Source organism: Variovorax sp. HW608 (assembly GCF_900090195.1).
Classification (GTDB): Bacteria; Pseudomonadota; Gammaproteobacteria; order Burkholderiales; family Burkholderiaceae_C; genus Variovorax.
Genome location: NZ_LT607803.1, coordinates 2,256,788 through 2,269,498, shown reverse-complemented (window position 1 = coordinate 2,269,498; position 12,711 = coordinate 2,256,788). Strand labels below are relative to the sequence as shown.

Below are 12,711 nucleotides of genomic sequence, written 5' to 3'. Positions count from 1 at the left end.
CTTTGCAACGACGGTTTGCCCTTTATCACGATCTGTGATACCACCACCCGATGGAACTCACAGACCTTGATCTCAACCACCTCGTCCTCTTCCATCAACTGACGGTCGAACGCAGTGTCTCCCGCGTTGCGGAAACGCTCGGCGTCTCGCAACCCGCGGTCAGCAATTCACTGGCCAAGCTTCGGCGCCACCTCGGGGACGCCCTGTTCGTTCGCACGGGCGCCGGCATGGTCCCGACGCCCTTCGCCGAGCAGCTCGCGGAGCCGGTCGGCAAGGCGCTGGGCATGATCCACAGCGGCCTGAACCAGCAGCCCCAGTTCGACCCGGCGAGCGCCCGGCGCTTGCTGACGATCGGGATGACCGACATCGGCGAAGTGGTCTTCCTGCCGGCGCTGGTGAAGCGGCTGCGCGAGGTGGCGCCCGGCGTGCGGCTGAACACGGTGCGCAACTCGGCCACCAATCTTCGCGAGGACATGGAGTCCGGCAAGGTCGATCTCGCGATCGGCCCCCTGCCGCAACTCCGGGGCGGCTTCTTCCAGCGGAAGCTCTTCCGCCAGCGCTATGTGTGCCTGTTCCGGCGCGGGCACCGGCTCGACCGCAAGCGCATCACGTTGGCGGATTTCAAGGCCGCCGAGCACCTTGCGATCGTTTCGGCAGGAACCGGACACGGCAGGATCGACGACCTGCTGCGCCGCGCCGGCGTCGATCGCAACATCATCCTTTCAGTGCCGCACTTCGTGAGCGTCGGCCACATTCTTCGCGAGACGGACCTCGTCGCGACGGTGACCGAGACGCTGGCCGCGAGCCTCGTCGAGCCGTTCCAGCTCAGCTATCGCCCGCATCCCGCTCAGCTCCCCGAAGTGGCCATCAACGTGTTCTGGCACGCGAAGGTGCATCGCTCGCCGATCCACCAATGGCTCAGGGAGCTGATCTTCGAACTGTTCGGGCAGGACGGCGGCCCGGTCGGCGCGATCTCGAGCTGACGCCTTTCAGGCGTTCGCGCCCGGCTCGCCGATCTGCACCCGGTGCGCGTGCAGCGCCTCGAAGATCGGCGCGTCGCCGAAGCGGAAGAGATCGAGGCTCGGCACGTCGCGCGCCGCGCGCGCCGTGAAGGGCGCCCATGACGACACGACGAACATGTCGCCGCGCGCGACCTCCCACTGGCGTTCGCCGACGGTCACGGTGCCCGTGCCATCGAACACCTGGTACACCGACGAGCCGACTTCCCGCCGCTCCAGGGATTGGAACCCGCCGCGCAGGCGATGCATCTCGGCGCGGATCGTGGGCATCACGTCGCCGCCGGTGCCCGGATTTGTGAAGCGCACGGCCGCGTGCCCGGGGCTCAGCGTCGCCTGGTGGCCCTCCTGCTCGAGCGCGAGCTGGTCGGCGAGCGCCCTGTCGGTATCGACCCAGCGATAGGCCAGCAAGGGCGTTGCCGCCGGCGAATCGGGCTGCGACAGCGGACGCAGGCCCGGATGCCCCCACAGGCGCTCCGAGCGCGAGCGCTCCGGCGTGCTCTTTTCGGCAGGGCCGATGCGTTCGCGGCCCACCTCGAAGAACTGGCTCTCGGTGTAGTAGGAAAACGGGATGTCCAGGCCGTCGATCCATGCCATCGGCTGCGTGGCCGCGTTGTGGTGCGCGTGCCAGTTCCAGCCCGCCTGCGGCAGGAAGTCGCCGCGCGACATGCGCACCGGGTCGCCATTGACGACGGTCCACACGCCCTCGCCTTCGACGACGAAGCGGAAGGCATGCTGCGTGTGGCGGTGCTCGGGCGCGTCTTCGCCGGGCATCAGGTACTGGATCGCCGCCCACAGCGTCGGCGTCGCGAAGGGCCGGCCGCCGAGCGAGGGGTTGGCGAGCGCGATCGCGCGCCGCTCGCCGCCACGGCCGACCGGAACGATCCGGCCCGCTTCCGAGGCCAGCTCGACGAGGCGGTCCCAGCGCCAGAGGTGCGGGCTCGCCTTGGACTTCGGATGGACCGGCATCAGATCGCCGATCTCGGTCCACAAGGGCACCAGCAACTCGCGCTCGAATCCGCGGTAGAGGCTTTCGAGCGCTTCGGTCGGCTCGGGCTGCCCGCGGCCCTGGACGGCCTTGAGCCGCACCGGGGACGGAACCGAAGCGGTCGGATCGACAGTGGTCATGGCTGCTCCGGCCCCACGTTCAGCACGATGGACCCGATGCCCGCCACGTGGCCTTCGATGCGGTCGCCCGGCTGCAACGGTCCGACGCCCTCGGGCGTGCCGGTGAAGATCAAATCGCCCGGCTGCAGGTGGTAGTACTTCGAGAGATCGGCGATCAGCTCGGGGATCGACCAGATGAGCCGCGACAGGTCGGACTTCTGGCGCAGCTTGCCGTTCACCGTCATCGCGAGCTCGCCGCTGCCCTGCACCACGCCGGGGGCCGGAACGATCTCGGAGACGACGGACGAATCCTCGACGTCCTTGCCGAGGTCCCAGGGGCGGCCTTTCTCGCGCGCCACCAGCTGCAGGTCGCGCCGGGTCATGTCGAGGCCGCAGGCGTAGCCGTAGATCAGCGAAGCGGCCTGGCCCTCGCTCACGCGGAAGCCCGGTGCACCGATCGCGACCACGAGTTCCATCTCGTGCTGGTAGTCGCGCGTGCCCGGCGGATAGGCGACCGTCGCGCCCGAGGCAACCAGCGTCGAGGGGCTCTTGGTGAAATAGAACGGCACCTCGGCCGACTTGTCGACCGGCCGCCCCATCTCGATCGCATGCGCGTGGTAGTTGCGGCCGACGAAGAAGAGCCGGTTGACCGGGTAGCGCTCGCTGCGGCCTTGCACGGCGACCGAAGGCACCGGCGGCGGGTTCCAGAGGTAAGTGGTGGGTTCGTTCATGGCTTGTCCTTTCTTCAGATTTGGCCGAGGGCCGGCTTGCCGCTGCGGTGCGCGGCTCGGGCACGATGCGACGCCGACTTGTCGTGATCGATGAGCAGCACAGCGATCATCCCGATCAACGCCGGCACCGCGATGGCGACGAAGTTCTGCTGCAGCGGGAGGTTCATGCCGACCAGCACACCGATCAGGATCGGGGCGATGATCGCGCCGCTGCGTCCGATCCCGAGCGCCCAGCCGAGCCCGGTCGAGCGCACCGCCATCGGATAGAACTGCCCGGTGTAGGCATTGGCCACGATCTGCGTGCCGATGGTCGAGGCGCCGGCAAGCGCAACGAGCACGTAGAGCGCCGCTGTCGGCATCCTGAAGCCCAGCAAGGTGATCGACACCGCGGCCAGCGCGTACATGCCGGCCAGCACGTGCTTGATGTGGAAACGGTCGGCGAGCCAGCCGCCGCCGACCGAGCCGGCGATCGCGCCGACGTTCAGCACCAGCACGAAGGTCAGCGCCGAGCCGAGGCTGTAGCCCGCATTGGCCATGAGCTTGGTGAGCCAGGAGCTCAGCGCATAGACCATGAACAGGCACATGAAGAACGCGACCCAGAACATCACGGTGCTGAAGCCTCGGCCCTCGGCGAACAGGTGGCGGATGGGCGCGCTGTCGGCCTTGTCCTCGCGCGGCACCACGAACTCGTCGCCGCCTTGCGGACGGTAGTCCGGATCGAGGCGCGCTGCGATCGATTTCAGTTCGTCCACCCGGTCCTTGCCGAGCAGGAAGGGCATCGACTCGGGCATCAGCCGGAGCATCGGCGGGATCAGCACGACCGGCAGCGCCGCCGCGAAGAACACCGATTGCCAACCGTAGGTCTCGATGAGGCCCTTGCCGAGCACCGCCGCGACGATGCCGCCCACCGCGTAGCCGCTGAACATCAGCGTCACGAGCGTCGCGCGCATGCGCCTGGGCGAATACTCGGTCATCTGCGCCACCACGTTCGGCATCACGCCGCCGATGCCGACACCGGCGAAGAAGCGCGCGATGCCGAAGACGAGCGGATCGCGCGTCAGGCCAGCCGCGGCGGTGAACAGGCTGAACAGCAGGATGCAGATCGCGATCGTCCAGCGGCGGCCGATGCGGTCGGCCACGGTGCCGAAGACGATCGCGCCGAACATCATCCCGAACAGGGCCGAGCTCACCATGAAGCCGGCGTGGGTCGGATCGACATGAAGGTCCTTCATGATCGAAGGCAGCGCAGCCCCCACGACGGCGAGGTCATAGCCGTCGAAGATGATGATGAGCGCGCAGATGGCGAGCACCCGCAGATGGAAGCCGCTGAAGCGGGCCTCGTCGGCCAGCGCATGAACATTGATCTTTCGCATGAATTTCGTCTCCGTCGTCGTCGTTTGTCTTGAGGTCGTGTGTCAGATCCTGGCCATCGGCACGTCGGGGTCGGCCAGCCGCGCGGCCTCCACCGGCTTGCGCTGCTCGATGAGGCGGCGCGCGAAGCGCAGGTCGCGTGCGGCATTGGCGCCGATCGCCGCGCGGACGACCTCGCCATCGAGGTAGAACAGCAGGAAGCTGCCGGCGCCGGGCTGGCCTCGCATCACGACGCGATCCGTCGCCGAGGGCATGCCGTAGATCTGCAGGTTCATGTCGTACTGGTCGGACCAGAACCACGGCAGCGGCTGATGGTCCACCGCCTGGCCGAGCGCCGATCGCGCGGCGGCCATGCCCTGCTCCTGCGCGTTCTGCCACGATTCGAGGCGCAGGCGCCGTCCGGCCCAGCGATTCGGCGTCACCGCGACATCGCCGGCGGCGAGGATGTCCGCATCGGAACTCACGCAGCGCGCATCGACGATCACGCCGCCGTCGCATTCCAGGCCCGCCTCGCGTGCCAGCTCGTCGTTCGGGACCAGGCCGACGCCGACGAAGATCGCGTCGGCGCGCAAGCTCTCGCCGTCGCCGAGCTCGACCGTCGAGCGCCCCTCCTCATCCCTGCCGAAGGCTTTGACCTTGGCATCGAGCACGACGCGCGTGCCGTGGGCGCGATGGAGTTCCAGCAGGTGCTCAGACACCTGGGCCGGAACGCTGCGCTCGCAGAGACGGCGCTGCGATTCGAGCACCACCACGTCGAGCCCTTTCTTGCGCGCAGTCGCGGCCACTTCGAGCCCGATCCATCCGCCGCCGATCACGACCAAGCTGCGCGCACTCCCGAGCACCGAACCCAGGCGCTGCGCGTCGTCGATGGTGCGCAGCGTGTGAACGCGCGCCGTATCGGCACCCGGCACGGCGAGCGGCCTTGCACGGCCGCCGGAACAGAGGATCAGCTTGTCGTAGACGATCGGCTCGCCGTCGGCGAGATCGACCCGCTTGAGCGCCCGGTCGATGCGCGTGACGCGCGCCCCGGGGCGCCAGTCGAGACCGAGCGCCGCGAATGCGTCTTCCTTGAAGAGCCAGGTGCTCTCGGGGGCCGCTTCGCCCGCGAGCACCGACTTCGACAGCGGCGGTCGCTCGTGCGGAAGATGGGCCTCGTCGCCGACGAGCACGATGCGGCCGCCGAAGCCTTCGCTGCGCAGGGTCTGCGCAGCCCAGCCGCCGGCCTGTCCCGCGCCGACGATCACGATCGTCGCGTCCGGGCGGACGCCGGCCGCGACACCCATTGCCATGGTGTCCATGTAGACCTCGGGAGTGGAAAAGGACTACTCGATCGCGAGCCAGATGCGGCCGCCTTCGACCTTCACCGGATAGCTGCGGATCGCCTCGGTGACCGGCGCGCAACTCGGCTTGCCGGTACGCACATCGAACCTGCCCTGGTGCAGCGGGCATTCGATCTCGTGGCCCTCGAGGAAGCCGTCGCACAGGCGTGCATGGCCGTGCGAGCAGATGTTGTCGGTGGCGAACACTTCGCCTTCGACGCTGTAGAGCGCGATGTCGCGTCCGGCAACTGCCAGACCGATCACGTCTTCCTGCGGCACGTCTTCGTGTGCGGCCGCGTCAACCCAGTTGATCGTCATGGTCATGGAGTGCCTCTTCAGATGGGATAGATGATCGAGTTCGGGATCATTTCGCTGTCGTAGACGACGACACGCGAGGCGAACCTGAGTCCGCCGGGGGTGCGCACGATCTCGTCGATCGTCCGTCCCACGTTGAAGACCGTGCTCTCCTTGGACAGCCGCGTCCTGAACACCGCGTAGTTTGCTTCGCAGTGGATGCGGCCGTCCGGATCGGTCCGGCGCACGATCGGCGCGCCGACCACGTGGCGCTGGTAGTACGGGTCGTGGAACAGCGTCTCGCGGATGCCGTAGACGCGGTCCTTCAGCATGCCCTTGCTGTCGAAGGCGAGGGTCGCGAGCGGGAAGCCCCGCTCGTGGTTCTCGCGCGGCTGCAGTTTGTAGATGCACTCGTCGATGAAGAACTCGGGCCAGGCATCCCAGTCGGCCCGGTCGAGGGCCGAGGCGTACTCGGCGTAGAGCTGCGTGAGTTCGAAGTAGTCCTGAAATTCCATCATCAGGCCTCCATCGCCTTGCGCCAGTACGCGTACATGCCGCGGATCAGGGTCTCGGTCACCATGTGGTCGGTGTCGCCCACCTCGCGCCCCCCGAGTTCAGCGACCGTGCGGTGGTAGGGCTTGGTCTCGAAGCCTTCCTGGGACCACTCGATCACCTCGCCGTCGTCCGCGGAAACAAAGCCCGCCGGGCCGAAGAGGTTCGCCTGGCGCAGGCGCCGCTGGGTCATCTCCTCGGTGTCGTCCTCGAAGCCGAAATGGGTCCAGACGAAATCGAAGGCGCCATGCCCGTCGGGCTGGATGTGCCGCGTCGACACGCTGTTGACCTGCTGCTGGAAGATCACGCTCGGGAAGATGGTGGTCATCACCGCGGTCGGTCCGCCCCACCAGGGCTCCTGCACGATGTCGAGGAAGCGCGCGTCGTGCAGCTGCATGCTGTCCTTGAAGCTCGACACCTGCGTCACCTGGTCCGCCTTGCCGGCCGCGCCGCGCGTCGACACCATCGCCGCGTGACGATGGCGCTCGTCCATCAGGAGCTGCGACTTGTTGTCCGCACGCCAGAGCCCGAAGGTCACGAACCAGGTGTGGAGCAGCCCGGGGTGGTACGGGTCCTTGATGTTCTCCTGCATCAGCTTCCAGTTGCCCGGGATGCGCTGGCGGTTGTAGCCGAGGATCCTGAGCTTGCGGCCGTTGAAGAGCCGATCGAAGTAGCCGAGGATCACCGGCCCGAGGAAGTCCTCGAGCGGCTCGACCTCGTGGTCGAACGATGCGAACACGACGCCGCCGCGCGTCGCCACCTTGAGCTTGGTGAGCCCGTGGTCCGCAGGCTTGAAGTCCGCCGGCATGCCGCCGTGGACCTTGCCGTCCTGCTTCACGCCGCGCCGGAACGGCACGCCCTGGAGCTCGCCCGAGAGCGTGTAGTTCCACTGGTGGTAGGGGCAGGTGAAGCTCTCGCGGTTGCCGTGCCGCTCGCGGCAAAAAGCCATGCCGCGATGCGCGCAGACGTTCTCGACGACGTGGATCGATCCGTCCTTGTCGCGCACCATGATGACGGAGCGCTCGCCGACCACGGTGCGCTTGAAGTCGCCCGCATTCGGGATCTCGGCTTCGAGGCCGACGTAGCACCAGTGGTTTCGGTAGAAGAAGCGGTCGAGCTCCTTCTTGTAGATGGCTTCGTCGGTGTAGGCCTGGAAGGGAATCCGGCTGGTTCCATCGCTTTCCCACTGGATGCGGGGCGGGAACACCGTGACGGGGCATTCACTCATGGGGTCTCCTTGGCTGTCGGCAGCCACTGGCGGGCGCCTTTGCGGTGATGTTCGAGCCGCACTAGCTCGCGGCTTGGGACGAATCATTGATTTGGCGCAATATTCCGTCAATGCGGCAAGCGTGATTCGACGCATCACCAATCGAAATAACCACCCGGTGGACCCGGCGCGGCGTACCATCCGGCTTCGCCATCCGGAGCCCGCCATGCCCGATGAAAACGCGAAGTTCGACAAGGGTGCCCTGTCCCTGATCGAGTCCCTCAAGGGAAGGCGCAAGCCCGCCAAGCGCGCGCCGCGGAAGAACGCGCCGGCGCAGACCGACAAGCCGCCGGCCAAGACGGCGGTCCAGCGGCGGGCGACGGGTCGCTTCTAGGCCGCGATCATCGATCCAGTGGCCCTCCCCACTCCACCATTCGCTATCGCAGCTTGCCGAGCCAGAGCGCGGTGAGCGCCGAGCGATTCCGCACGCCGAACTTGCTGTAGATCGTCACCTGGGACACGGGGCCGCGCGCCGGTTCGGGCCGGCGCGCCTTGCTCGCCGCCCGCGTGTGCGCTACGCTGAGCCGCGGCCGGACTTCTCCAGGCTGTGGAGTGACACATGTCGATGTACGAACGCATCCTCGTTGCGACCGACGGGTCCGAGCTTTCGGACCTGGCGGTTCAAAGCGCGATCGATCTGGCCCTTTCGATGCAGGCGGAGCTGGTGGCGATCAGGGTCGTGCGCCGCGACCCCACCAGCTACTTCGAAGGATCGGTGGTGCTGCCGCAAGTGGACGTTGCCCGGCTGGCCGAGCAGATGAACGCCGAGGCGCAGCGCACGGTCGATCAGGTCAAGGCCGCGGCCGACGCCAAGGGTGTGAAGAAGACGCAGGCCATCGTCGTGCAGGCCGAGGTGGTCTCCGATGCCATCATCGAGGCCGCCCAGACGCATCAATGCGGGCTGATCGTCATGTCCTCGCACGGCCGCAAGGGCCTCAAGCGGCTGCTGATGGGGAGCGAAACCCTGCAGGTACTGACGCACTCGCACACGCCGGTGCTGGTCCTGCGCTGAGCGCGGGCGCGCAGTCGCGCTTCACAGCAGCCAATCGATGGGCAGGGGCTCGAGCAGCCACACGGCAGCCCGCTGCCACCATGTCGTGGCGGGCTCGACCGACAGGGTCGAAGGCGGCGTGCCGGCGGCGCCGAACCACTGCAGTGCGCCGCTGTCGGGATTCAGCTTCACCTCCCAACTGCGCAAGGGCACGCGCTTCTCGAAGATCTCTGCCATCGCCGCCGCCAACCGGGGGCTGTCGATGATGATCCCCAGCTCGGTGTTGAGCCGGGCCGAGCGCGGGTCGAAGTTGAACGAGCCGACGAAGATGCGTTCCTTGTCCACGCCGAAGGTCTTGGCATGCAGGCTGGAGCCCGAACTGCCGGCACTGCCCGAGCCGCCCGGCATGCGGAATCCTTCGTCCCTTCGCTCGGCCTTGCCGGCCGGCTCGACGAGCTCGGGCTTGAGTTCGTACAAGACCACGCCAGCCTCCAGCAGCCGCTGCCGATGGCGCGCGTAGCCCGAATGCACCGGCAACACGTCGGTGGCGGCCAGCGAGTTGGTGAGGATGCGCACCCGTACGCCGTGGCGGGCCAGGTCCACGAAATAGTCCGTCCCGGGATCGGTCGGCACGAAGTACGGGGAGACCAGGTCCAGCGCAAGCTTCGGCGTGCCCACGGCCTCGTTCATGTGGTGCAGCAGCAGTTGCTCGGGCTCGGCCAGCGCCAGGCCCTTGGCCGGGTCGTCCACCAGCAGGTGCGCAGGCGCCCAGACCAGCAGCAGGTCGCCCCGGATCAGCGCGCCGTACGACGGCAGCTCGCGCACCGCCTTCTTGTAGGTCGCCGCCAGCTCGGAGCGATCGATCAGGGCTTCGCGTGCCGCGATCGCGGCCACGGCTTGCGCGGAAGGCGCCTTCACCATCGAGGCGATCGGATAGGCGGATGCGCTGGCCCAGTAGGCATCGAACGAGTTCGAGATCTGCTCGACCACCGGTCCCGTCGCCAGCACGTCCAGATCGGCGAAGAGCACACCATCGGTGGCGCCGAAGTATTCGTCGCCCACATTGCGGCCGCCGAGGATCGTGATCGCGTTGTCGGCGGTGAAGCTCTTGTTGTGCATGCGCCGGTTGGCGCGCGAGAAGTCGGTCACGAAGCCCAATGGCTTGAAGGGCCGGAACACGAACGGGTTGAACAGGCGCACCTCGATGTTGGGATGCGCATCGAGCGCGGCCAGCTCTTCATCCAGGCCCGCGATGCCGTTGTCGTCCAGCAGCAGACGCACCCGCACGCCACGCTCGGCGGCCGCACGCAGCGCCTCCAGCAGGAGGTGGCCGGTGGTGTCGTTGCGCCAGATGTAGTACTGCACGTCCAGCGTGCGCTCGGCGTGCTGTGCCAGTTGCACCCGCGCAGCGAATGCCTCGTGGGCGTCCAGCAGTGTATGAACCCCGGTGAGGCCCGGATGCAGCTGCGCCGCGGCGGCGACGGCCTGGCCCAGCGCCGTGTTGCGGGCTTCGGCCGCCGGCAGCGCATGCGACTGGCTGCGGCCCTCGAGCGGAGGCAGCGAGCAACAGGCCACCAGGAGCGCAAGCACGCAGGAAACAAGACGGGCGAAGCTGTACATGAGATTTTTCGCACGATTCTGCCCCGAGGCACTTAAGTAAATAGGTTACACTTTGTGTAACATAAAGTTTTATACGCCCGCCGATACAGCTCAGAGTCCGATGACAATGGCCCGCTTGCTCCTGATGCGAAAGAACAGTGCCCCGAAGCAAATCGAACTGTCTGGCGAACGGACGCTCATCGGACGCGACGCGAGCAACGACCTCCAGATCGACCATCCCCAGGTGAGCCGGCACCACGTGGAGCTTCGCGTTGAAGGGGCCACGACCTGGGTCATCGACCTGGGCAGCCGCAACGGCACCCTGGTCAACGGCCGCCGGGTGAAACACTGGCCCTTGCACCACGGGGACGTGGTGTCCATCGGCGACTGCAGCATCCGCTTCCTGACGCGCCACACCCACTTCGAACTGCCCAAGGAGCTGGCGCTGGCGGAGCAGGCTGCTCGCCAATGAGCCGCGAAGTCCGCGTGGAATTTTTACACCGTATTTACGCGGCATGAGTCAGGATGAGGCCCGTGCGCCGCGCCAATAATGAATCCGAATGATGGGAGCGACCATTCAATGAGCAGTTCTCGCTCTTCACTCGGCGCGCTTTGCCTGGGCGCCGTCGGGGTGGTGTACGGCGACATCGGCACATCGCCCTTGTATGCGTTCAAGGAAGTCTTTGCCAGCGGGCACGTTGCGGTCACGCCCGACAACATCCTGGGCATCCTGTCGCTGATCTTCTGGACCCTGACGATCGTCGTCTCGGTCAAGTATGTCGGGCTCGTCATGCGCGCCGACAACCACGGCGAGGGCGGTCTGATGGCCCTCCTCGCGCTCGCGTCTCACTCGGTTCGCGATCGCCCGCAGGTCCGCCGCGTGCTGATGGTGTGCGGGATCTTCGGACTGGCGTTGTTCTTCGGCGACGGCGTGATCACGCCCGCGATCTCGGTGCTGTCGGCAGTGGAAGGCCTCGAGATCGTGACACCGGCGGCCAAGCCCTACGTGCTGCCGATCTCCTTTGCCGTGCTGGGCGCGCTTTTCCTGGCGCAAAAGCACGGGACGGCGCGGATCGGGCGCTACTTCGGCCCGATCATGGTGCTGTGGTTTCTTGCCATCGCGCTTTGCGGCCTGGTGCCGGTGCTGCGCAATCCGTCCGTGCTCTGGGCCCTGTCGCCCCATCACGCGCTGCGATTCGGATTGGCGAATCTGCCGCTTGCCTTCGTGCTGCTCGGCGCGGTCTTTCTTTGCGTCACCGGGGCCGAGGCGCTGTACGCCGACATGGGGCACTTCGGCAAGGCTCCGATCCAATCGGCCTGGTTCGCCCTGGTGATGCCGGCGCTGGTGCTGAACTACTTCGGCCAGGGGGCCCTGGTGCTGGCCGATCCGAAGGCGATCGAAAACCCCTTCTTCCTGATGACACCGACCTGGGCGCTGATGGGCATGGTCGGCCTCGCCACCGCCGCCACCGTGATCGCCTCGCAGGCGCTGATCTCGGGCGCCTTCTCGGCCACCAAGCAGACCATCCAGCTCGGCTACCTGCCGCGCATGACGATCCTGCACACCTCCGAGCACGACAAGGGACAGATCTACGTGCCGGCGGTGAACCTGGCGCTGCTGGTCGGCGTGGTTCTCGCAGTGGCGATGTTCCACTCCTCGTCCGCGCTCGCCGCCGCGTACGGCATCTCGGTCAGTCTGGTGATGGTGATCACCACGGCCATGACCTTCTTCGTCATCCGCTATGGCTGGGGCTATCCGCTGCCACTGTGCATTGCGGCCACGGGTTTCTTCCTGGTGGTCGATACCGTGTTCTTTGCTTCGAACCTGCTCAAGATCGCGGACGGTGGCTGGTTCCCGCTGCTGCTGGCCGCTGCGCTTTACATCATTCTGGCGACGTGGAGCGACGGTCGGGCCATTCTTTCGGACAAGCAGCGCGCCGAGGCGCTGGACCTGAAGACCTTCCTGGAGAGTGTGGTCAGCCATCCGCCGACCCGGGTGCCCGGCACCGCGGTATTCCTCACCGCCCAATCGGAGACGGTCCCCAACGCGTTGCTGCACAACCTGAAGCACAACAAGGTGCTGCACGAACGCAATCTGTTCGTGACCGTTCGCACGCATGAGGTCCCGAGGCTGGAGCCCGACCAGCGCGGCGAGATTGCCCCGATCTGCCCGGGCTGCTGGCGAGTGGCGCTGGACTTCGGCTTCATGCAAAGTCCGGACGTACCCGAGGCGCTCAGGCACGTCACGCACGGCCACTTCGAGCTCGATTCCATGACGACCAGCTACTTCCTTTCGCGCGACATCGTGGTGCCGACCGTCGGCGACGGCATGGCCGACTGGCGCGAAAAGATCTTTGCGGCGATGCACAGCAGCGCGAGCGCCGCTGCCGAATACCTCTACCTGCCCAACAATTCGGTCGTCGAACTGGGGTCGAAGGTCGAGATCTGAGTGCGGGGCCCTGGA

Annotated in this window: 13 protein-coding genes; 5 read left to right on the top strand and 8 right to left on the bottom strand. The window is 66.9% G+C overall.

What is annotated here, in order from left to right:
* The first annotated feature begins 50 nt into the window (after positions 1-50).
* On the top strand, positions 51-983 hold the full coding sequence (locus VAR608DRAFT_RS10520; RefSeq protein WP_088954022.1) for a LysR family transcriptional regulator: 933 nt from the start codon (positions 51-53) through the stop codon (positions 981-983).
* 6 nt (positions 984-989) lie between these two features.
* On the opposite strand, the gene VAR608DRAFT_RS10515 is transcribed toward VAR608DRAFT_RS10520, so the two are convergent.
* Genes VAR608DRAFT_RS10515 through VAR608DRAFT_RS10485 form a run of 7 tightly spaced genes read right to left on the bottom strand, consistent with a single transcriptional unit; the run spans position 990 to position 7,618 of the window.
* Positions 990-2,144, bottom strand: a complete 1,155-nt coding sequence (locus VAR608DRAFT_RS10515) for a cupin domain-containing protein (protein ID WP_088954021.1) — start codon at positions 2,142-2,144, stop codon at positions 990-992.
* The gene (locus VAR608DRAFT_RS10510) at positions 2,141-2,854 is read right to left on the bottom strand and encodes a fumarylacetoacetate hydrolase family protein (protein WP_088954020.1); all 714 of its coding nucleotides are present in this window, start codon (positions 2,852-2,854) and stop codon (positions 2,141-2,143) included. Before VAR608DRAFT_RS10510 ends, VAR608DRAFT_RS10515 begins: the two co-directional genes overlap by 4 nt.
* 14 nt (positions 2,855-2,868) lie before the next feature.
* Positions 2,869-4,227, bottom strand: a complete 1,359-nt coding sequence (locus VAR608DRAFT_RS10505) for an MFS transporter (RefSeq protein ID WP_088954019.1) — start codon at positions 4,225-4,227, stop codon at positions 2,869-2,871.
* A gap of 42 nt (positions 4,228-4,269) precedes the next feature.
* Positions 4,270-5,523, bottom strand: coding sequence for an NAD(P)/FAD-dependent oxidoreductase (locus VAR608DRAFT_RS10500; protein WP_088954018.1), 1,254 nt, complete (start codon positions 5,521-5,523; stop codon positions 4,270-4,272).
* 24 nt (positions 5,524-5,547) lie between these two features.
* Positions 5,548-5,868, bottom strand: coding sequence for a non-heme iron oxygenase ferredoxin subunit (locus VAR608DRAFT_RS10495; protein WP_088954017.1), 321 nt, complete (start codon positions 5,866-5,868; stop codon positions 5,548-5,550).
* An 11-nt stretch (positions 5,869-5,879) separates the two neighbouring features.
* Positions 5,880-6,353, bottom strand: a complete 474-nt coding sequence (locus VAR608DRAFT_RS10490) for an aromatic-ring-hydroxylating dioxygenase subunit beta (protein WP_088954016.1) — start codon at positions 6,351-6,353, stop codon at positions 5,880-5,882.
* A gap of 2 nt (positions 6,354-6,355) precedes the next feature.
* Positions 6,356-7,618, bottom strand: a complete 1,263-nt coding sequence (locus tag VAR608DRAFT_RS10485) for an aromatic ring-hydroxylating dioxygenase subunit alpha (protein WP_088954015.1) — start codon at positions 7,616-7,618, stop codon at positions 6,356-6,358.
* Between the two features lie 205 nt (positions 7,619-7,823).
* Here VAR608DRAFT_RS10485 and VAR608DRAFT_RS36910 point away from each other — a divergent pair, with 205 nt between their 5' ends.
* The gene (locus VAR608DRAFT_RS36910) at positions 7,824-7,991 is read left to right on the top strand and encodes a hypothetical protein (RefSeq protein WP_157730801.1); all 168 of its coding nucleotides are present in this window, start codon (positions 7,824-7,826) and stop codon (positions 7,989-7,991) included.
* Positions 7,992-8,222: 231 nt separating this feature from the next.
* A complete protein-coding gene (locus VAR608DRAFT_RS10480; RefSeq protein WP_088958717.1) occupies positions 8,223-8,669 on the top strand; it encodes a universal stress protein in 447 nt (148 codons plus the stop codon).
* Positions 8,670-8,690: 21 nt separating this feature from the next.
* On the opposite strand, the gene VAR608DRAFT_RS10475 is transcribed toward VAR608DRAFT_RS10480, so the two are convergent.
* Positions 8,691-10,268 carry a phospholipase D family protein gene (locus VAR608DRAFT_RS10475; protein WP_172843834.1) on the bottom strand — a complete coding sequence of 526 codons (1,578 nt, stop codon included), beginning with the start codon at positions 10,266-10,268 and terminating at the stop codon, positions 8,691-8,693.
* Between the two features lie 106 nt (positions 10,269-10,374).
* Here VAR608DRAFT_RS10475 and VAR608DRAFT_RS10470 point away from each other — a divergent pair, with 106 nt between their 5' ends.
* Positions 10,375-10,719: an FHA domain-containing protein gene (locus VAR608DRAFT_RS10470; RefSeq protein WP_157730799.1), complete on the top strand. Its 345-nt coding sequence runs from the start codon at positions 10,375-10,377 to the stop codon at positions 10,717-10,719.
* Positions 10,720-10,827: 108 nt separating this feature from the next.
* Complete coding sequence (locus VAR608DRAFT_RS10465) at positions 10,828-12,696, top strand: potassium transporter Kup (RefSeq protein ID WP_088954013.1); 1,869 nt, start codon at positions 10,828-10,830, stop codon at positions 12,694-12,696.
* Positions 12,697-12,711: the final 15 nt, after the last annotated feature.

What these genes read in the sequence shown, in the direction of transcription:
- VAR608DRAFT_RS10510 (WP_088954020.1), bottom strand. Translation starts at nt 2,854, where the DNA reads ATGAACGAACCCACCACTTACCTCTGGAACCCGCCGCCGGTGCCTTCG.
- VAR608DRAFT_RS10520 (WP_088954022.1), top strand. Translation starts at nt 51, where the DNA reads ATGGAACTCACAGACCTTGATCTCAACCACCTCGTCCTCTTCCATCAA.
- VAR608DRAFT_RS10485 (WP_088954015.1), bottom strand. Translation starts at nt 7,618, where the DNA reads ATGAGTGAATGCCCCGTCACGGTGTTCCCGCCCCGCATCCAGTGGGAA.
- VAR608DRAFT_RS10470 (WP_157730799.1), top strand. Translation starts at nt 10,375, where the DNA reads ATGGCCCGCTTGCTCCTGATGCGAAAGAACAGTGCCCCGAAGCAAATC.
- VAR608DRAFT_RS10500 (WP_088954018.1), bottom strand. Translation starts at nt 5,523, where the DNA reads ATGGACACCATGGCAATGGGTGTCGCGGCCGGCGTCCGCCCGGACGCG.
- VAR608DRAFT_RS10515 (WP_088954021.1), bottom strand. Translation starts at nt 2,144, where the DNA reads ATGACCACTGTCGATCCGACCGCTTCGGTTCCGTCCCCGGTGCGGCTC.
- VAR608DRAFT_RS36910 (WP_157730801.1), top strand. Translation starts at nt 7,824, where the DNA reads ATGCCCGATGAAAACGCGAAGTTCGACAAGGGTGCCCTGTCCCTGATC.
- VAR608DRAFT_RS10475 (WP_172843834.1), bottom strand. Translation starts at nt 10,268, where the DNA reads ATGTACAGCTTCGCCCGTCTTGTTTCCTGCGTGCTTGCGCTCCTGGTG.
- VAR608DRAFT_RS10480 (WP_088958717.1), top strand. Translation starts at nt 8,223, where the DNA reads ATGTACGAACGCATCCTCGTTGCGACCGACGGGTCCGAGCTTTCGGAC.
- VAR608DRAFT_RS10490 (WP_088954016.1), bottom strand. Translation starts at nt 6,353, where the DNA reads ATGGAATTTCAGGACTACTTCGAACTCACGCAGCTCTACGCCGAGTAC.
- VAR608DRAFT_RS10495 (WP_088954017.1), bottom strand. Translation starts at nt 5,868, where the DNA reads ATGACCATGACGATCAACTGGGTTGACGCGGCCGCACACGAAGACGTG.
- VAR608DRAFT_RS10465 (WP_088954013.1), top strand. Translation starts at nt 10,828, where the DNA reads ATGAGCAGTTCTCGCTCTTCACTCGGCGCGCTTTGCCTGGGCGCCGTC.
- VAR608DRAFT_RS10505 (WP_088954019.1), bottom strand. Translation starts at nt 4,227, where the DNA reads ATGCGAAAGATCAATGTTCATGCGCTGGCCGACGAGGCCCGCTTCAGC.